This window comes from Pseudoalteromonas sp. 2CM28B, assembly GCF_023161935.1.
In genome coordinates this window covers 23,981-43,205 of record NZ_JALNTH010000020.1, presented here as the reverse complement: position 1 = coordinate 43,205, position 19,225 = coordinate 23,981, and the positions used below count along the sequence as shown (strand labels likewise).

General features: G+C 39.8%; 14 protein-coding genes. 7 read left to right on the top strand and 7 right to left on the bottom strand.

Annotated elements, in window-relative coordinates; all coding sequences use genetic code 11:
* Positions 1-86: 86 nt before the first annotated feature.
* Positions 87-1,139 (bottom strand): aldo/keto reductase, encoded by a 1,053-nt coding sequence (locus MTN96_RS22090; protein ID WP_036979928.1) that lies wholly within the window; start codon positions 1,137-1,139, stop codon positions 87-89.
* A 12-nt stretch (positions 1,140-1,151) separates the two neighbouring features.
* Complete coding sequence (locus MTN96_RS22085) at positions 1,152-1,583, bottom strand: thioesterase family protein (RefSeq protein WP_024601547.1); 432 nt, start codon at positions 1,581-1,583, stop codon at positions 1,152-1,154.
* Between the two features lie 565 nt (positions 1,584-2,148).
* Between MTN96_RS22085 and dinB the strand changes: the two genes are divergently transcribed.
* Together dinB and MTN96_RS22075 are read left to right on the top strand one after the other, a co-directional pair.
* Positions 2,149-3,204 (top strand): DNA polymerase IV, encoded by a 1,056-nt coding sequence (gene dinB / locus MTN96_RS22080; protein WP_033102619.1) that lies wholly within the window; start codon positions 2,149-2,151, stop codon positions 3,202-3,204.
* Between the two features lie 110 nt (positions 3,205-3,314).
* Positions 3,315-4,850 carry a leucyl aminopeptidase family protein gene (locus MTN96_RS22075; protein ID WP_036979922.1) on the top strand — a complete coding sequence of 512 codons (1,536 nt, stop codon included), beginning with the start codon at positions 3,315-3,317 and terminating at the stop codon, positions 4,848-4,850.
* 80 nt (positions 4,851-4,930) lie between these two features.
* Here MTN96_RS22075 and MTN96_RS22070 read toward each other — a convergent pair whose 3' ends face one another.
* A complete protein-coding gene (locus tag MTN96_RS22070) occupies positions 4,931-6,568 on the bottom strand; it encodes a methyl-accepting chemotaxis protein (RefSeq protein WP_036979920.1) in 1,638 nt (545 codons plus the stop codon).
* Positions 6,569-6,841: 273 nt separating this feature from the next.
* Entirely contained in the window at positions 6,842-9,067 is a 2,226-nt protein-coding gene (locus MTN96_RS22065; protein ID WP_069439227.1) for a S9 family peptidase, read from the bottom strand.
* 107 nt (positions 9,068-9,174) lie between these two features.
* On the opposite strand from MTN96_RS22065, the gene MTN96_RS22060 reads away from it, so the two are divergent.
* Together MTN96_RS22060 and MTN96_RS22055 are read left to right on the top strand one after the other, a co-directional pair.
* Positions 9,175-9,573, top strand: coding sequence for an HIT domain-containing protein (locus MTN96_RS22060; protein ID WP_064664261.1), 399 nt, complete (start codon positions 9,175-9,177; stop codon positions 9,571-9,573).
* Between the two features lie 31 nt (positions 9,574-9,604).
* Positions 9,605-10,135 carry a hypothetical protein gene (locus MTN96_RS22055; protein WP_036979911.1) on the top strand — a complete coding sequence of 177 codons (531 nt, stop codon included), beginning with the start codon at positions 9,605-9,607 and terminating at the stop codon, positions 10,133-10,135.
* A 57-nt stretch (positions 10,136-10,192) separates the two neighbouring features.
* On the opposite strand, the gene MTN96_RS22050 is transcribed toward MTN96_RS22055, so the two are convergent.
* Complete coding sequence (locus MTN96_RS22050) at positions 10,193-11,893, bottom strand: Zn-dependent hydrolase (RefSeq protein WP_248532758.1); 1,701 nt, start codon at positions 11,891-11,893, stop codon at positions 10,193-10,195.
* A 281-nt stretch (positions 11,894-12,174) separates the two neighbouring features.
* On the opposite strand from MTN96_RS22050, the gene MTN96_RS22045 reads away from it, so the two are divergent.
* Positions 12,175-13,014, top strand: a complete 840-nt coding sequence (locus MTN96_RS22045; RefSeq protein WP_069439225.1) for an HDOD domain-containing protein — start codon at positions 12,175-12,177, stop codon at positions 13,012-13,014.
* Positions 13,015-13,080: 66 nt separating this feature from the next.
* On the opposite strand, the gene rdgC is transcribed toward MTN96_RS22045, so the two are convergent.
* The gene (rdgC, locus tag MTN96_RS22040) at positions 13,081-13,992 is read right to left on the bottom strand and encodes a recombination-associated protein RdgC (protein ID WP_069439224.1); all 912 of its coding nucleotides are present in this window, start codon (positions 13,990-13,992) and stop codon (positions 13,081-13,083) included.
* 73 nt (positions 13,993-14,065) lie between these two features.
* A complete protein-coding gene (locus MTN96_RS22035) occupies positions 14,066-15,832 on the bottom strand; it encodes an ATP-binding protein (protein ID WP_069439223.1) in 1,767 nt (588 codons plus the stop codon).
* A 379-nt stretch (positions 15,833-16,211) separates the two neighbouring features.
* Between MTN96_RS22035 and MTN96_RS22030 the strand changes: the two genes are divergently transcribed.
* Both MTN96_RS22030 and thrA read left to right on the top strand, forming a co-directional pair.
* Positions 16,212-16,577 (top strand): response regulator, encoded by a 366-nt coding sequence (locus tag MTN96_RS22030; protein WP_171034663.1) that lies wholly within the window; start codon positions 16,212-16,214, stop codon positions 16,575-16,577.
* 230 nt (positions 16,578-16,807) lie between these two features.
* The gene (gene thrA, locus MTN96_RS22025; protein ID WP_248532757.1) at positions 16,808-19,225 is read left to right on the top strand and encodes a bifunctional aspartate kinase/homoserine dehydrogenase I; all 2,418 of its coding nucleotides are present in this window, start codon (positions 16,808-16,810) and stop codon (positions 19,223-19,225) included.

Genomic DNA, 19,225 nt, shown 5'->3' with positions numbered 1-19,225 from the left:
ATTATACCTTGGCGTTTAAAAAATAAACATAAAAAATAGCAAAGAATCAACATTATTGAATAACATTTACCCTTTGCTTGATTTCATTAGTAAGGCATTGGATTATTTCTAAATATGATATCAATCGCTGATAACACGTCATCGCTCAGTGTTAGGTCAAACGCATCAATGTCTTCCTTTAATTGCGCCATAGTAGTGGCACCAATAATAGATGATGTCACTCCATCAACTTGATTACACCAAGCCAGCGCTAATTGAGCTGGGGTGATAGCGTGTGCATGGGCAAGTTCAACATACTCTTTGGTCGCCTTTTGTGATTGTGGCGTATCACGAAAAATACCGTTACGCTGCATAAATGTCCAGCGAGAGCCTTCAGGGCGCGATCCATTTAGGTATTTACCGGTTAATAGCCCTGCGGCCAATGGTGACCAAGGTAAATAAGCAATATCTTCATGTACACATTGTTCTATTAAATAAGGCCAATCTTTGGCATGTACTAGGCTAAACTCGTTTTGGATAGACACCATTTTTGGCAAGTTATGCTCTTTTGATAAATTTAAAAATTGGCTAATTCCCCAAGGCGTATCATCAGAAAGCCCACAATGTTTAATTTTTCCTGCTTTAACACACGCATCTAACCCCTCTAAAATATCAAGCATATCAGCGGTGTGTTGTTTTGCATCTACCTCGGTAAATTTAAGCATACCAGGCCATTGCCTAGCAAAGTGAGGGGTACGGCGATTTGGCCAGTGTAGCTGGTATAAATCAATATAGTCGGTTTGTAGGCGTTTTAGAGAATGATCAACCGCATCAATAACAGCTTGGCGGGTAATATTGCCGCCATCACGGATCCATGAAAGCCCATTACCGGCAATTTTAGTTGCAATAACAATGTCTTTTCGTTTTTGTGAATTACGTGCTATCCAATTGCCTATAATTTCTTCTGTTTTACCGTAGGTATCGGGAGAGGGAGGAACAGCATACATTTCTGCTGTGTCAATAAAGTTCACACCCTGCTCAAGCGCATAGGCTATCTGTTGGTCGGCATCATATTGGGTGTTTTGTACTCCCCAGGTCATGCTACCTAAACACACTCTTGAAACGCTAACCCCACTGCTGCCTAATTGACTATATTGCATTGCTAATCCTAATTATTCGGTTTGAGAGTTTGCTTTTAAAGCCGATAACAATGGCTCAGTGATCGTGGCTTTTTGGCCTGTTTTAAAGTCAAACATCACCACTTTTGACATGCCGGTGGTTGTTATCGCGTTTTGCGCATGACTAAACACACTGTAGTTCATTACAAAGCGGTCAGATTTAATATCACTAATGGTAATACCTACGCTTAATGTGTCGGGAAAGGTAACGGGACGCTTATAACGAATATTATTTTCACTGATCACAGGGCCTGTGGCTTTAGCATTGATAGTATCAAATAAATTTAATTTATTTAAAAAGTCGATTCTGGCTATTTCAAAATAACGAAGATAAACACAGTTATTAACATGCTGTAGGGCATCCATATCGCCCCATGCCACAGTGATATCGGTATGAATAGGGTGTTGTTGTTTAAACGTTTCCATGTATTTATTGCTCTTAGTTTTAAAGCATTTAGATTAGCAATATGGTCGGATGAGCTCAAGGGAATTATAACTAGGGGAGGAGCTACTCTGTATTGCCCTCATGGATGTAAATAAGGGACGTAAGCAGGACATGGAAGCTTTGCGCCTTTTTTATTTAAACCATTAGGCTATAAACCTTGCGCCGTGAGTAAACTGCCTCAGATTGAACAAACCTTAACCTTAAAAGAACAACAGTGCTAAATAAAAACCCTTGAGTAAAAATTGTACCTCTTTAAATTCATGGCTATAGTAACTATTAACACACAAGGAGATAACTATGCAGGATATAATTAATTGGTTATTGGCATGCACCGTTTTTATAGCGTCGTTTACTTGTTACGCTATGGGTAATGAGGCTGGGGCAATTGTTTTGATTTTATTAGGCTTTTCTTTAGAAATTTTATTTTGGATGTATTGTTTTAATAAGCCAAAGAAAAGTAAACGCTCTTTTTAAGCAATAACATGCTTGCTAATTAAAAGTGATTCCACAATAATGGCTGTATAAATAAACAGTTGTTATTGTGTGATGAAAAAGTTTATTCATATAGATATGGACTGCTTTTATGCGGCCGTAGAAATGCGCGACAATCCTAAGCTTGCCAGCGTACCACTGGCAATTGGCGGAAATAGTCGCCGTGGAGTGCTCTCTACCGCTAACTATATTGCCAGAGAGTATGGGGTGCGCTCTGCTATGTCTAACTATCATGCCAAACAGCTTTGCCCTGACTTAGTTATTGTGCCTGGCAGAATGGCTGTTTATAAACAAGTATCAACACAGATCCGCGCCATTTTTAACCGCTATACTGACCTAGTAGAACCTCTTTCGCTTGATGAAGCATATTTAGATGTGAGCCACAGTACTGCTTTTAAGGGCAGTGCAACGTTAATTGCAGAGCAAATTCGTACCGATATTTTTAATACCACAGGACTGACTGCATCTGCAGGTATTGCCCCAATAAAGTTTATTGCCAAAATAGCCAGTGATGAAAATAAGCCTAATGGGCAATTTGTGGTATTGCCTGAGCAGGTTGACTCGTTTTTAGCCCAATTGCCATTAGGTAAAATTCCAGGAGTGGGTAAAGTAACTCTAGAAAAGCTTAATTTAAAAGGGTTATACACGGGGCAAGATGTGCGCGAAAAAGGGGCTAATTGGATGCAACAGCATGTGGGTAATTTTGGTGTGTCGTTATATCAAAAGTGCATGGGTGAACATATAGGGCGAGTTTCAACTGAGCGGGTACGTAAGTCATTGAGTGTGGAACATACTTATGAATACAACAAAAACAGCCTAGATGAATGCCTTGAACAATTACCGCAACTGTTAGATGAACTCGTGGTTCGATTAAATAAACAGCAACTACAACATAAAATTAATAAATTAAGTGTTAAAGTTAAATTTGCTAATTTTGTAGTGACCTCAGCAGATCAAGCTGCGCATCAATTAAACACGGCTATTTTTAAAGAGTTACTCGCCAAAGCCTATCAACGTGGATTACAACAACCGGTGCGCTTATTAGGAATTGGCGTGGGTATTAAAAACCAACCAGAGCATAATTTACAGCTTAGTATTTTAGATGTGTAAAACGCGTAACTCCAAGTTGCCAGTAAGTAAGCAGGTTATCGCAGTACACTGGTTATAAATTGCTAAATAAATAATAATAGGGACTACGTTTTCTAACAGGATCCTTTTTTATGGCATATCCAAAAGCAGTACTGGCAAAGCCGGTAAGTGCAAGCCTAGATTGTACATCGCATGATGCACTTATTATTATCAGCAACGACTTTTCTCATTTACCAAATACGCCACTGCGTGATGCAATTTTAGACCAAGCCCAAGTAGACTCTCGCATCGGCAACCAAGTCACCTTGTTAGTGATTGCCGGTAAACGTGTCGTGTTAGCGCCAACAGGCCCTTTAAATAGAGATTATGATGACGTTCGTCGTTATTTTGATGCAGCCAAATTAGCCATTAATGAGGCAAAAGCATCAGGTAGTGTTAACCCTGCTATTTATTTACCCGCTTTAAATACAGATGGCCGTTATCAACACGCTCTTGAAGTGGCTTACTTAGGCGCATGCCAAGCATTATGGCAACCCCTAGAAGCGCGTGAATTTCATGGTCAAGGTATTGAGCCTATTACTCAAATAGGCTTAATTGATGCCAATGAGCAAACAATTAAAGCAGTCAATGCGTTAGCTGCCGGGCAATATGCCGCACGTGATTTATGTGGCACCGAGCCTGAGCGCATGGCCCCCCCACGTTTTGCCGATTACTGTAGTGAGTTATTTGAAAATAGTGCGGTGAGCGTTGATGTGATTGATGATTTAGCTGCCATTGATAAGCATTACCCCATGCTAAGTACCGTTGCTCGTGCGTCGTATGCGGTAGAGCGCCATCATCCACGCGTTGTTAAACTTGAATACGTGCCTGAGGGTGAAGTAACCCGAACACTGATGTTTGTTGGTAAAGGTTTAGTCTATGACACGGGCGGTGCAGATTTAAAAGTCGGTGGTTTTATGGCGGGCATGAGCCGCGATAAAGGCGGTGCGGCCTCGGTTGCTGGATTTATGAAAGCAGTAGCAGATTATCAGCCTAAAGGCGTTAAAGTGATTGCCTTTTTAGCGGTTGTACGCAACTCCATTGGTTCAGATTGTTTTGTCCCTGATGAAATAATTACTAGCCGTGAAGGTGTGCGAGTACGTATTGGTAATACCGATGCCGAAGGGCGTTTAGCTATGGGTGATTTACTTAGCGAAATGAAAGATTTAGCTAAAAACGAAATAAATCCAACGTTGTTTACAGTGGCTACTTTAACAGGGCATGCTGCGCGCGCGATGGGACCATATGGCGCATATGTTGAGAATGGACCAGCGCGTAGTGCTAATATTTCACGCCAATTGGCCGATTGTGGTGATTTATGGGCTGACGGTGCTGAAGTGTCGCGTTCACGCCGTGAAGATTATGATTTTATAAAACCACGCACTTTAGCTGACGATGTGCTTTCTAGTAATAATGCGGCTTCTGCTGTCACAGCGCGCGGCCATCAATTCCCTATGGCATTTTTAGCTGTGGTAGGTGGATTAGATAAGCATGGTAATGAATCTACTTTACCACTTCCTTATGTACATATGGATATTGCTGGTAGTGGCGTTGAAGGCGGCGACTGGCAACATGGTAAACCAACTGCAGCGTCAGTTAGCAGTTTATTTGCCCGCTATTGTTTATAATTTTCTATAAATAATCCTAAAAAGCCCTGAAAATCAGGGCTTTTTAATTGGTCAAAGATATTTATTATCCGGAGTTAAGGTTAACTAAGCTTAAAGCGCGATACCACGCTTGATAACTCAACACTGCTTTGTTTGAGTTTGTCGCTAGCGCGAGTTAAATCTTTAGTGTTACCCAATGATTGCTTTGTAGACTGTGATAAATCATTAATTCTTAAATTCACCTCGTCTGCGGCTGATGTTTGCTGCTCTGTGGCGCGAGCAATTTGGCCGTTCATATCGGTGATCACCGATACCAGCCTGTCTATTTCATCAAGTGATGCATTAGCAGAAGAGGCTTGTTCAACCGTAGAAATAGAAATCTCTTGGCTAGATTTTACCGCTTCAACTGCAGCTTTAGCCCCTTCTTGCAGCTTAGCTATCATAGCTTGAATTTCATCCGTGCTTTTACCTGTCCGGCTGGCAAGTGTTCTTACTTCGTCGGCTACAACTGCAAAGCCTCTTCCATGTTCACCTGCTCTTGCAGCTTCAATAGCTGCGTTTAGCGCTAACAGATTGGTTTGTTCAGCAATGCTTCTAATAACATCAAGTACCGAGCCAATATTATTACTCTCTTGAGCAAGTTCGGCGGTCACTTTGCTGACAGTTTCTATATTACTAGAGAGGGTTTCAATGGCGGTAATGGTTTTCGACACTACATTTTTACCCGTTGATGCATTACTAGCAGCATCATTTGCGGCTTGCTCAGCAGCTTCGGCATTACGGCTAACATCATGAATTTGATGAGTCATTTGCTCCATTGCCGCGGCTACTTGGGTGCTACTGTCGTTTTGAAGCTCAATAAACGACTGGCTGGTTTTGCTAGAATCATCTACAGCATGGGCATGCTCGTTTACATCGTTTGCGCTTTTGGCAACCAGCACCAAAGACTCCCTAATTTTAGAGACAAATAAATTAAATGATCTCGACAGTTGAGATATTTCATCATTGCCATTTTCGTTAAGAGTACGAGTTAAATCCCCCTCACCTTGAGAGATATCTTTCATCATTTCTGCTGCTAAACGGGTCGGCGTTAAAATACTGTGACCAATAAAGTAGCTAAAAAGTACGACAACGACGATCATAATCATTACATTGATAACGATAATAGTACGTTGCTGCGAAAAGGCACTGTCTATAGTATCGAGGTAAACGCCCGAGCCGATGATCCATTGCCATTGATTAAAGCCTTTTACATACGCAATTTTATCTACGGGTTTGTCGCTGCCGGGTTTTGGCCACTTGTAAGGCACATAGCCTTCGCCGGATTTTTTAACAACATCAACCATTTCAACAAATAAAGGGGTGCCATCAGGGTCTTTATTATTCGTTAAATCTTTCCCTTCAAGGGCTGGTTTAATTGGGTGCATTACCATGGTTGGCTGATAATTGTTGATCCAAAAATAGTTAGTATCATCGTAACGCAATGAGCGTATTGAGGCCATCGCTTGAGATTGTGCTTGTGCACGAGTGAGTGTTTGACTTTGTTCAAGCGCTGCGTAGTGTGTAATGATGCTATAAGCAGTTTCCACCACATTTTTAGTTTTTAAATATTGCTCATTTTTAAGCGATTTATATTGATTACTTAAACTCGAAATACTCAATACAATTAAACCAAAAATTACAATCCCTACTAAAATGGCTAAACGTTGAAATATAGTAAAACGACGGAGGTTTGGCATATGCATGTTCCCGTATTAGAGCATTATTTCTCTTAAATAAGCATAGTTAAAATATAGGCTAATACGGTTTTATTTTCCTTATATTGTATTTTTAATACTCTCTTTGTTAACTAGTTTGCGTAAATACAATAAAAAGGATAGGCCGAACTTTTATTTAACGGGTGCTTATAATGAATTTAATTATTGTTTGTTGACGTTTCAATATAGCTTATCTGCATAAAAAAAGGCTGATATTTATATCAGCCTTTAGTCGAATAATTAACCCAGTTTTAGTTACTTTGTATTAAAATTACGGTTAAAGAAGTTTGTTATAGTTTGATGTAAATGAGTTTGAACTTGTTTACCGCGAAGGCTATGTTTTGAGCCCGGGTAAGTCATCATTTCAAACTGTTGATTGTTATCTTGCAGCTGTTTAAACAATTTAGTGGCATGGGTAAATAATACGTTGTCATCGGCCATACCATGGTAAATCATTAATGGGCCTTTTAAGCCTTCAGCGTATGGGAACACCGCACTGTCGATATAGCCTTGGGCATTAGTATCAGGGTGACCCAAATAGCGCTCGGTATAATGGGTGTCGTATAGAGCCCAGTCGGTAACCGGAGCACCAGATACACCCGCGCTGAAGTAATCGCCTGCTTTAAACATGGTCATTAGCGCCATATAACCACCGTAGCTGTGGCCGTATATACCTATGCGAGCAGGGTCTACGTAATCAAGAGTACGTAAAAACTCAACGCCTTTGATTTGATCCGCCACCTCTACAACGCCTAAGTGCTTATAAATCGCATCTTCAAACTTCTTACCGCGATTGTAAGAGCCTCGGTTATCAAGTTGAAAAATTACATAACCTTGTTGCGCCATGTATTGAAAATATAAATTTTTACTGCGCCAGCTATTAGTTACTCGCTGAGCATGAGGACCACCGTAAACGTTGACAATAACCGGATGCTTTTTACCCTTTGCCATATTTGCTGGTTTAAATAAACGATAATGCATAATTTGGCCGTCTTCAGCGGTAATTGTTCCGTATTCGGGCTGGGCTAAATCAGTTAGATACGGGGTAAGTGGGTGAGAGTCATCAAGCTTATTCTCTTCAAGCCACGTAATAAACTCACCATTAATTTTGCGCAGTGCAGCTGAATTTGGCTTATTAACCGATGAGCTATTATCAATGAAAGTTTTATTATCTTTCGCTAGAACGACATTATGGTATTGGCCTTTTTCAGTAATGCGCTTCATAGCCCCTTTTTTAAATAAAGGCGCACTGTATAAATGGCTCTCTAGCGGGGTATCTTTACGTGCAGCAAAGTAAACAACGCCATTTTTTTCATCTATCCCTTTTAGGCTATCTACGACCCAATCACCTGCGGTAATCTGGCGGATAAGTTGGCCGTTATTACGATATAAATAAAGGTGCTTAAATCCATCGCGCTCTGAGGCCCATACAAAATGCTTTTTATCTTTTAAAAATTCAAGGTCAAAATGCAAGTTGATCCAGGTATCACTTTTTTCAGTTAAAGCAACGGTTTGCTGTTTTGTTTTAGTGTTGTAAAAACGTAATTCTAAGCTATGTTGCGAGCGGTTTTGCCATTGATAAGAGAGCGTATTGCTGTCGTTTAGCCACTTAGCGCGGGCAATATAAATATCTTTATCGTCGCCTAAGTCAATCCAGTCAACTGCTTGATCATTAAGCTTTACCACCCCAAGTTGAATGTCAACATTATTGGTGCCAGTAAATGGATAACGCTGGTTAAATAGTTTTACTTCATCAGCATAAATTTCGTTACGAATCGCTTCTTGAACAGGGCTTTCATCAACGCGAGTAAAGGCGATTTTAGATTCATCATTTGCCCACCAATAACCGGTCATACGGCTCATTTCTTCTTGCGCCACAAATTCGGCCATGCCGTTTTTAATTACGCCACCGCCATCTTTACTTAACTGAATTTCTTTACCTGAAGCCAGCTCTAGTGCATATAGGTTTTGCTCTCGGATAAAGGATACGAAATTTCCTTTTGGAGAGAAACGCGCATCGGTTTCAAATGCGTCTGTGTTAGTCAGCTTTTTACTATTTTTAGCATCTAAGTCATAGTAATAAAGATCGCCATTAAGAGGGAATAACAGTGCTTTCCCATCTTTTGACCATTTATATTCAAGGATACCTTTTCCAAAAATACGTTGGCGTTCGCGGCGTGCTTTTTCTTCATCGGAGAGATTTTCTGGGCCTGAAAATAACTGCGCCGAATCAACTAACAACCGGTTGGTATTATCTTTTAAATTATATTCCCATAAATCGTAGCGGTTATAGTCATCGGTTTTACCTTGTAAGTAGGTAACCCGGCTACCATCAGGCGAAAACTTAAGTTGTACCGGAGATTTGCCTGCTAAGCTCGGATCATCAAATATACGCTCAAGCGTTAGCGGCTCAGCTTCTGCGCTTAATGCGCCCGCGAGTAGGGGAATTGCCAGTGAGAGATGTTTTAGTTTTTTTAACACAGGATTGCCTTTACTTACATAAAATTATCTCGATGGTAAAGCACAAGCGTGTGCAACTGCAACTAAATGCTATAAAGTATGCGGTAAAATAATCTAAGGACTTTAACATGAGCAAAACATCATTTACCTTAGCACCTGAACTGAAAAGAGATTGTATTGAACTGGCTGATTGGCCACTTTGTAAGGTGTTGCTATTAAACGACAGCCAATATCCTTGGTTTGTATTGGTCCCCAGAATAGCGGGCTTAAAAGAGATTATTGATTTAACCGAGCAGCAACAAATTACTTATTTACACGAGTCAGCGAAACTCAGTCATTTGTTAATGGAGGTGTTTAATCCTGATAAGTTAAATGTAGCCGCATTGGGTAATATGGTGCCGCAATTACACATTCATCATATAGCGCGCTTCAAAACAGATATTGCATGGCCTGCGCCGGTATGGGGCAAGTTTCCGAGTGTGCCTTATACTCATGAGCAGATAGAGCAATTAAAAGCGCATTTTTAAAAATCAAAATGAGTTACTTTGAGGGGGTAGTATGAAATTAATCAAACAACTTTGTACGAGTGTATTTATTGCTGCAGTTGCAGTATCAACAGTGATAGCCAGTGAGCAACCTGTAGTTATAGATGTGGTAAATAACGCTAATATTAAAAACTTTGCAGCACATAACAACTTGGTTTTTTCAGCAGCCCAGCCCAGTGATGCACAGTTTAAGCAATTGTCGCAAGCTAATGTTAAGCATGTTATTAATTTACGTGCAGCAGATGAGCAAGACTGGGATGAAGGGGCATTAGTCAATTCTTTAGGAATGAGCTATCACGCAATTGAGATTGCAGGTGCACAAGATGTAAACATCGACAATGCAAAACGATTAGCTAGCCTTTTAGAAGAACTTAAAGGTGAGTCAGTGGTTGTTCATTGTGCGAGCAGTAATCGTGTTGGTGCGCTAATGGCTATTTCAGCCCATCAACAAGGTGCTGATATAGAGTCTGCGATTGAAACCGGTAAGCAGTGGGGAATGGCAAGCCTTGAGCCGGTTGTTCGTAAAGTGATGAGTGATAAATAATTCAAATAATAAAAAAAGCGTTACAGTGTAACGCTTTTTTTATGTAGTTGGTTTTTATTAATTAAGGCCAAGTACCTCTTTACCTTGTTTGAAGGTTACATCTACAGGGATGTTCGCTTTGCTTAACTTTTCTAAATCTTTAGCTAGTTCCGCTTTAATATCGCCATGAGTTGCAATCAGTTGATCAACTTTTTCGTAATCACCGTCACCTTGTAGGGTTAAAATAAGGCGCGATAATTTAGCCATAGCGTCGCCCATTTTATCCATGTTGATGCTATACAAGCCGTCTTCATTTTTAGAGAAGGCACCTTCTTGAGCAAAAAAGTTAAAGCGGATCATATTTGCTTTACCATGTGCACTTGAAGCACCAAAGCGCACTGAGCGGAAAATACCCGCCATAAAAGTGGTGTAGTAATCTTCTAATGTACCTTCGGTGATTTCACCTTTTTTAAGTAACTGTTCAACCATGTATAAACCAAGAATATCGGCTTTACCTTCTTCCAAGGCGCTAGCGTGCTCTTGAAGTGATTGGCGAACAGTACCTTTATCCGTTATGGTGTTTTTAATTCCTAAACCGTGAGCTACTTCATGGAACATAGTGTTAGCAAAAAATGCATCAAAGGTAATGTGTTTACGTTGCTCTGGCACAATTAACTGCTCTGCGATAGGGACTAAAATTTTATCAAACTTCGCTCGCATTGCATTTTTAAGCTGTAAGCGACGTGTGCCTTTTTCTAGCTGCACTTGCTCATCATTGGGTAAGTTAATTGCAATGGTTTTACTGCCGGCATTTGAGTGCCCAGCATAATAAACAACATCGTAGGCATTTAAGTCAGCATCTGAGCCAGGTACTTCTTGCTTGTACTTGCTATCAACAGGTAAGCCTTTTTGCAGCTCAGGTAAAAAGGCAGCAAATTTAGCCAGGCGCTCGCTCCATTTTAAATCTTTAATTAGTACATACGATTCATAGGCAGCACGGTAACCAAATAATTGGTCTTCGTAGTTTTCAATTGGGCCAATAACAACATCGATAGGATTATTTTTCATATCCATCCAAGCAAAGTCAGAGGCTTGGAAGTCATCGCTTTGTATTGCGTCAGCTCGTAAGTTTAGGTAGTTGGCAAATTCTTTGTCGTCAGCTAATTTGCTAGCGTCTCTAAGTAACTCAGCTGCTTGGGCAAGTTCTACGGCATATTCTTCTGAATAAGGCGTGCTGTATAAATTACCTAGTTCATCGCGTTTAATAAGTGAGTAAAGCCCTGTTTTATCTTTTACATCAGCGTTATTAAGCTCTTCTTTGGTAATGTCGGCCGGATAAAAACCTGCCCCAAGCGGCTTTTCTTTATAGCCAGATAAAAATACTTCATCGCCATTTAAGCGATCCCATGGGCCGTAGTTTATATCTGCAAACTGACGTACTTTTTCATCATCTAATTGTGCTAAAAAGCTTTGTTTATCTTCACCAAATGCTTGTTTCCAAAATAAATCGTCCATAATTTTTGAAGCATCAATAAGCTTGGCAACCATGGCTTTTTGGTTATCAGATAAGTGTGACAAATCGCTTTGTAAGCTAAAGTCTGTGTATATGTCTAAGCGTTGACGGTCAATATTAACGAGTGTTGGCCCTGAAGGCGCTTGAGAAGCCGTTGGCGCTGAGCTTTGCGGCGTATTGTTTGAAGACGGTGCTTGCTCAGAGCAGGCACTAAGAAAAACGATGCCAGAGAGCAGTATTGCTTGGCTAATTTTATTTAAGATCATTATATTGCCTTTAAAAAGTCTATTTTATAACTTGTATACTATAAGTTAAGGTACTGAATAAGTATTAGTGTGCCTTAGCATGTTTGCATTAAAGCAAAACATACTAGCAAATAGCAAGTATTAGGCGTTAGAGTGCACTCATGAGGGGGCGCTGGTAAATAATCAATAATTATCTACAATTCTTTTTATTTTAGGTATATGTTTAATACTACTAAGCTTTGAAATAATTAATAATATAAGACTTGCTGTAAAGTGTAGGTCATTAAGCAAAGGGATATTTTATGTCTACAGAAAATGCCTTACTCACTATTTTAGTTGACAGAATTAACAACGACACACTGGTGTTGCCTACGTTACCTGAGGTAGTGATTAAGGTTCGCCAAGCCGCAGATAACCCCGATGTTAATTTGATGCAAATGTCAGATGTGATAGCACATGATCCTGCATTGTCAGCGCGGATGATCAAAGTCGCAAATAGTGCAATTATGGGCCGAGCTGTAAAGGTGTCTAACTTGCACCAAGCTGTTACACGCATTGGGCTTAGGCAAATAAAAAATATTGCTACAGCCATTGCAATGGAGCAGTTATTTGTATCTAACAACGAGTTAATAAAAGGTTACATGGGAAAGGCGTGGCATAAAACGCTACATGTGGCCTCGCACTCTATTTCATTAATGGAGTTTTACTTAAAAAGAAATACTCACACTTCGCTTAACCGTGATGCCATTACACTAGCTTCATTGGTTTATAATATTGGGGTGTTACCGATTTTAACTGAGGCTGAGCGACACCCAGAAGTGTTTGCCAATCCGAGTTTTTTGGCGCATGCAATTCAACGTTTAAGCGGTAAAATTGGTGGCTCAATAATGAAAGCATGGGAATTCCCTGATGTGTTTGTAGAGGTTGCACAGCACTGGGCAGATGTGAATCATCGTACTGCTGAAGTGAGTTATATCGACTTTATTCGCATTGGTGCAATCCTTGAGGGAACCCTACAAGTATCAGATAAATCTGCGGCGCTACAAACCTATATTGATAAAGGCATTTTTCCTTCATTAGAAATGTTAGAGAGTGAGGAATACTGGCATATGGTTGAAGACGTAAAAAAAATGTTTAGCTAAATTTTTGAGCAATAAAAAGCACGATTTAATCGTGCTTTTTAGTTGTAATACTATTTTATAAAGCTTTTACGCTAAATCTTCAGCATCACCTAAGCCCTGTGTAAGCTCTTCTAGCAATTGCTTAATTTCTTCAGATGCAAGAATAAAATCAGCATCTAGTTTAACCGCCATATCTTCTTTAGGAATATCGGCATTTTCTTCTTTAAGTGTTTCTGAATAGCTTAAACGTTTAATTGAGCCATCGTTTTGTAGCATAAATTTAACGCGCTCTTGCCAATTAAGGGCAAGCTTAGTAACGCGCTTACCACTTTCAAGGTGCGACTTCACTTCGTCACACGATAGGTCATGGCCTTTAAGCTTTACCTGGGCGCCACTGTCATCAGCTTCTTCAAGTTCAGCGTCTGATCCAATTGCAAAGCCCTCTGGAGTACTAAAGTTAGTAAGCCAGTCAGTTAAAAATACGTCTAAATCATAATTAGCAAACGCAGGAACAACGGGTAATGTCCCTAATGATTTACGTAATAGAGCAAGTAGTTCCTCTGCTTTATTAAAGCTTGCACTATTAACTACCACCCACCCATTTTCTTGGTCTATAAAAGCAAACTGCAAGCTCGATTTTTTAAATGCTTGTGGCAATAAGGTGTGTAAGATGTTTTCTTTTAATTCATCTTTTTCTTTTTTCTTTACTGGGCGATTTTCTTCGGCTTCAATCTGATCAACTTTTTCTGCTACCAGCTCATTTATTACCGAGGCTGGTAATACTTTTTCTTCACGCTTAGCGCACACTAAAATACTTTTTTGTGAGAAATGAGAAAGAGTTTCACCATGTTTACCAAATGCTTTTGTCCAACCAAATGTTGCCAACTCTTGGCCAGTACAAGGACGAAATAGATCTTGCTCTAATGCCTTATCAAAGTCTTCTTGTGTGTATGAAACGTCTTGTTTAAAGCGATAGCATATAAGGTTACTAAACCACATAGGGGAATGATCCATTTAAAAAATTTGTGCAATCATAGCAATAAAAGCCGCCTCTAGAAACGGCTGATTTAGCTTAATCGAGTTTAAAAAGTGGCAGGGGAGATGACATGTTTTTAGGGAACGAAATACGGTAGTGTAACCCTTGCCCAGGCTCACTACTTACTTCAATTTTACCATTGAGCGCTTGTTTTACTAGATTAAAAATAATATGGGCACCTAAGCCGCTGCCACCCTCATCACGCTTGGTGGTAAAAAATGGGTCAAATAAACGCTTTAGTTGAGCCGGTTTTAAACCTAAACCGTTATCTTGATAATTAATGATGAGGTCGTTTTCATCAGTATTCACATCTATGGTGATTTGGCCGCTGTTTATATTTTCAAAACCATGCATTAATGAGTTCATAATTAGGTTCGTAAATATTTGGCTAATGACTCCCGCAGGTAAGTTAATAATTAAATCATCTGGGCAATGTAGGCGAATGCTGTGAGATGTTTTTTTAATTTGTGGGTGCAAAGAGCGTATAACTTCGTTGATGTAGTCTTTAAAGTTAATTGTTCTTAGGGCTTCACTGGCCTGATCTACCGCAATTTGTTTAAAGCTGGTTATTAAATCTGAGGCACGTTCTAAGTTGTGAGAGAGCAGTTGAGCGCTTTGCGCTGCATCATTAATAAAGCCTTCTAACGACGCAGACGATAATGATTTATTTTTATACGCAGTTTCTATTTCGGTTAATCGCTCTTGTAGAAAAGAGGTGGCAGTAACGCCAATGCCAATAGGGGTATTAATTTCATGAGTGATCCCCGCCACTAAGCCGCCTAATACCGCCATTTTTTCTGAGCCAACCAGTTGCTCTTGCGCAAAGCTTAATTCATCGAGCGAGCTTTGTAGCTGAGTTTGTTTGCTTAACAGTTCTTGTTCGGTTTGCTTTCGTAAATCGACTTCTTCTGTTAAAACTGCTTTTTGTCGCTCTAGTTCATATTTTTGTTGTTGCAGATCGATCATTGCTTGGCTTAAATTTGATGTTTTACGCGCAACATCTTGTTCAAGTTGTAAGTTTTGTTGATCCAGTTTTTGATTGCTTTCAATTAGGTCATGCTGAGTTTGTTTTAACTCTTTTTTATACTCAACAACCTTCGAAATCAGATTGTTAAAAGAGCGTTCCATTACTTTAAGCTCGTTATTTTCATCGGTGACTATTTTAACCTGTTGACCATCAAGCTCTTCTAACTCAAGGTATTCAATTTGCTCGGTTAATTGAGTAAGAGGCTCGGTGAGTAACTTTCTAAATGCAATTAAAAATAAGATGATTAAAAAGGTTGTTTTAATCATGGCATTACCAATCAAAAAGTAGATAGAGAGCATAATGCGACTAAAAATTACATCGCGACTAGAAAATAAAGTAACATCGCCTACTTGCGTTGCTCGTCCTGAAAACTCAAAAATAAGTGGGAATGTATAGCCAAATAAACCGGCTTTGGTGTCCTCTACCATGACATCTTCTTGCACAAGTTGCTGACTGTAAAGATTGTGAATATTTAGCGCGCGGCCTAATTGAGAAATAATAGCGCCATTATCGTCACGAATAATAACCCCCTCAACCATAGGTATATCGAGTAATCCTTCGGCGGTTGTGATGGTTTGCTTTATATTTAGCTCCCAAATTGCTCTGGTTAAACTTCTACCAAAGGTCTTTTGTAATGTGCCAAGTTCATCGCGTATGTAATCTTTAGTATTGACGTACTCTGCGAAAATTTGCCCGCAGGTCACCACAAAGGTCAGTATAAAATAAACTGATAAAACCCGAGTGAGTAACTTTGTTGAAAGACTTTTTTGCGGCATGGGAGGCTTATATTTCCTTAAATTATTCAACTGTTAATGTACGCTTATAAACATTAGTTAATAAATGATTAAAAATAAACATATATTTTATAATATTGCTATTTAGCGTTGTTAAATAAGCAATCATTCTGTTTTATATGCATGGGGTTTCTGTTTGAGAACCGTTGGTTTGGATAGGCTGTTTTTTACTTGGAAATAGTTAATTTACTAATTTGTATTGTGCAATTAAGCATTTTATTGATAACTTTAATAGAAGTTACAATAAATAATCTGCTCGTTGCTAATTTGGTTATAATTTTGACTGTTGCGGATTGGGCAACCAACTAATTTTACTGTGGGTTTAGGTGTTTTGTATAAGTTTAATTAATGAGTCATTATAATGCGTTTTTCTATTTTAGTCTGTGATGATTCCACCGTTGCTCGCAAACAGGTAATACGCTGTTTAAAAGAGTGTATTGATGCCGATATTCAGCAAGCAACTAACGGTAAAGACGCTTTGGAGCAATTGCGTCAAAGGCATTTCGATCTTTTGTGTCTTGATTTAACCATGCCTGAAGTTGACGGTATTGAAGTACTTGAGCAAATCAAAATTTCTAAAATAGAGTCTTATGTATTAGTGATCTCTGCTGATATCCAACAAAAAATGCAAGCACGTGTCGCACAACTGGGCGCAATTGATTTTATTCATAAACCAATTAATAAAACGCAACTGAGTGCAGTTTTGCATAAGTTTGGCATTTATTAATAAAATTCATGATGAAAAAGACTGTTTTATCTGCTAATTTAGGGTTGACAGAATAGCCTGTGTTAAGGCAGTCTTAAGCTTATGAAAACATTTAGTCTTGTAACGACCATTATTATTACAACCACCATTCTTACTGGATAGTGGCATAGGTCGGTGCAACAAATTTAAAGGCCTGTGTTCACTTAGAACACAGGCCTTTTTTCGTTTTATGGAATGAGGAAACATAAAAAATGCGCGTATTAAAATTTGGTGGCTCATCGCTCGCTGATTTTGCCTGTTTAGAGCAAGTTGCTGCACTCGCTAAGGCACAATTAAAAGATGAAATGTTACTGGTACTGTCAGCCCCAGGTGGCATGACGGACTCGTTAGTTAATTTAGCTAGTACTGCAGAGCAGGGGCATGACTTTAGTGAACAATGGCATTCACTGACTAGCCGATGCAATACGCTTAAAGCGGCGGTAGAGGAAAAGCAAGGAGCAGTTCAAAACTGGCCTGACTTTAACGAACTTAAAAATAAGCTTGATGGTATTGCACTGATAAAGTGCTGCCCTGATAAGGTCAGAGCATTCATTATTAGCTTTGGTGAGCGTGTTAGCGTATCGCTAATGCAAAGCCTATTAGCCGATCATAACGCGCATTATTTACAAGCAACAGATTGTATTGTTTCAACCGGCGGATACATAGACGCAGAAGCGGATTTAGTGGCCAGTAAGGCACGCTTTCAAGCCGTGTTAAAAGAATCCCCTGCGACGGTTTATATTATGCCGGGCTTTACCGCAAATAATGATGAAGGGGAGCTCACAACGCTTGGTCGTAATGGGTCTGACTACTCGGCAGCGATTGCTGCAGCGTGTTTAGAAGCACAAGTGTGTCAAATTTGGACTGACGTTGATGGTGTCTACAGCGCCGATCCGCGCTATATCAAAAAAGCCACTAAGGTTGATTTCCTGTCTTATAAAGAAGCGATGGAGCTTTCTTATTTTGGCGCTAAAGTATTGCACCCTAAAACTATCCTACCGTGTGCAAAAGCAGGGGTGCCATGCGAAATTAAAAACACGCATAATCCAGACGCACAGGGCTCACTAATTAGTAACGATACGGTATCTGATGAACCAGTAAAAGCACTCTCAAGCTTGCAAAACTTAGCTATGTTGACCGTTTCAGGCCCAGGTATGAAGGGCAAAGTGGGCATGGCATCGAAAGTATTTAATGCATTAGCGCATGATAACGTGTCAATTGTACTCATTACCCAGTCATCATGTGAATTTAGCATTAGCTTTTGTGTGCATGAAAGCGATTTAAATCTAGCGTTAAGTGCGTTGCAAGTAGCCTTTGACTTAGAGTCAAAAGCGGGGCTCATTGAGCCGGTAAATGTGCAACGTAATTTAGCAATAGTAACGTTAGTTGGTGATAACATGCGTGCCCATAAAGGGTTGGCGGCTAAGTTTTTTGCATCGCTTGCACAAGCGCAAGTAAACATTGTTGCCATAGCGCAAGATTCAACAGAAAGTGCTATTTCAGCTGTTATTGACGGTGAATTATGTAATGACGCGGTTAAAATTTGCCATGAAAACTTCTTTACTCATGTACCTTCAATTGATGTGTTTTTATTGGGCTGTGGCTTAGTCGGCCAAGAGCTAATTAACCAGCTTGAGCGTCAACAAGCATGGCTTGAAAAGCGTAATATTAAATTAAACCTATATGGTGTTGCCAACTCTCGTCAATTACACCTTGATGGTGAGGGGATTGCGTTTGATGATTGGCAGCAAAAACTGGCGCAGTCAGAGCAAGCGTTTGATTTAAAACTGGTCGAGCAGTTTGTTAAGCAAAATCATTTAGTTAATCCAGTGCTAGTTGACTGTACTTCATCAGATGCCTTAGCTGCACAATATGTAGATTTTTTAAATGCAGGTTTTCATGTTGTGGCTGCCAATAAAAAAGCCACCACGAGCTCATATACGTATTACCAAGATTTAATTGCAGCAACACATAAAAATAATCGTAAGTTTTTATACGAAACTAACGTAGGTGCAGGTTTACCTGTAATCGATAACTTGCAATCGTTGTTTGGTGCAGGTGATGAGTTACTTGAGTTTAGTGGTATTTTATCAGGCTCGCTTTCATACATGTTTGGTGCACTAGAAGATGGTTTATCACTTTCTGAGGCAACAATTAAAGCCAAAGAAAGCGGGTTTACAGAGCCCGACCCACGCGATGACTTATCGGGAACTGACGTAGCACGTAAACTACTTATCATTGCACGCGAAGCCGGTATGAAATTGGAGCTTAGCGATATTGAAGTGGAGTCGGTTTTACCGCCGGGTTTTGCCCAAGATGACAATGTTGAGCAGTTTATGGCGAAATTACCTAGTTTAGATGCTGGTTTTAACGACCGTGTTCAAAGTGCAGCAAGTGAAGGTAAAGTACTTCGCTACGTAGGCACAATTAAAAATGGTCACTGTAAAGTCGGAATCGAAGCTGTGGATTCATCACATGCATTGAATGTTATTCGTGATGGTGAAAATGCGCTGGCTATTTTAAGCCAATACTACCAACCGCGTCCGTTTGTAATTCGTGGTTATGGGGCAGGCTCTGCAGTAACGGCTGCGGGTGTATTTGCAGACATCTTAAAAACATTATCTCGCTAG

Coding starts and splice junctions, on each gene's coding strand:
- MTN96_RS22060 (WP_064664261.1), top strand. CDS start 9,175: ATGAGCAAAACATCATTTACCTTAGCACCTGAACTGAAAAGAGATTGT.
- MTN96_RS22090 (WP_036979928.1), bottom strand. CDS start 1,139: ATGCAATATAGTCAATTAGGCAGCAGTGGGGTTAGCGTTTCAAGAGTG.
- MTN96_RS22070 (WP_036979920.1), bottom strand. CDS start 6,568: ATGCCAAACCTCCGTCGTTTTACTATATTTCAACGTTTAGCCATTTTA.
- MTN96_RS22075 (WP_036979922.1), top strand. CDS start 3,315: ATGGCATATCCAAAAGCAGTACTGGCAAAGCCGGTAAGTGCAAGCCTA.
- MTN96_RS22085 (WP_024601547.1), bottom strand. CDS start 1,583: ATGGAAACGTTTAAACAACAACACCCTATTCATACCGATATCACTGTG.
- rdgC (WP_069439224.1), bottom strand. CDS start 13,992: ATGTGGTTTAGTAACCTTATATGCTATCGCTTTAAACAAGACGTTTCA.
- thrA (WP_248532757.1), top strand. CDS start 16,808: ATGCGCGTATTAAAATTTGGTGGCTCATCGCTCGCTGATTTTGCCTGT.
- MTN96_RS22055 (WP_036979911.1), top strand. CDS start 9,605: ATGAAATTAATCAAACAACTTTGTACGAGTGTATTTATTGCTGCAGTT.
- MTN96_RS22035 (WP_069439223.1), bottom strand. CDS start 15,832: ATGCCGCAAAAAAGTCTTTCAACAAAGTTACTCACTCGGGTTTTATCA.
- MTN96_RS22050 (WP_248532758.1), bottom strand. CDS start 11,893: ATGATCTTAAATAAAATTAGCCAAGCAATACTGCTCTCTGGCATCGTT.
- MTN96_RS22030 (WP_171034663.1), top strand. CDS start 16,212: ATGCGTTTTTCTATTTTAGTCTGTGATGATTCCACCGTTGCTCGCAAA.
- dinB (WP_033102619.1), top strand. CDS start 2,149: ATGAAAAAGTTTATTCATATAGATATGGACTGCTTTTATGCGGCCGTA.
- MTN96_RS22045 (WP_069439225.1), top strand. CDS start 12,175: ATGTCTACAGAAAATGCCTTACTCACTATTTTAGTTGACAGAATTAAC.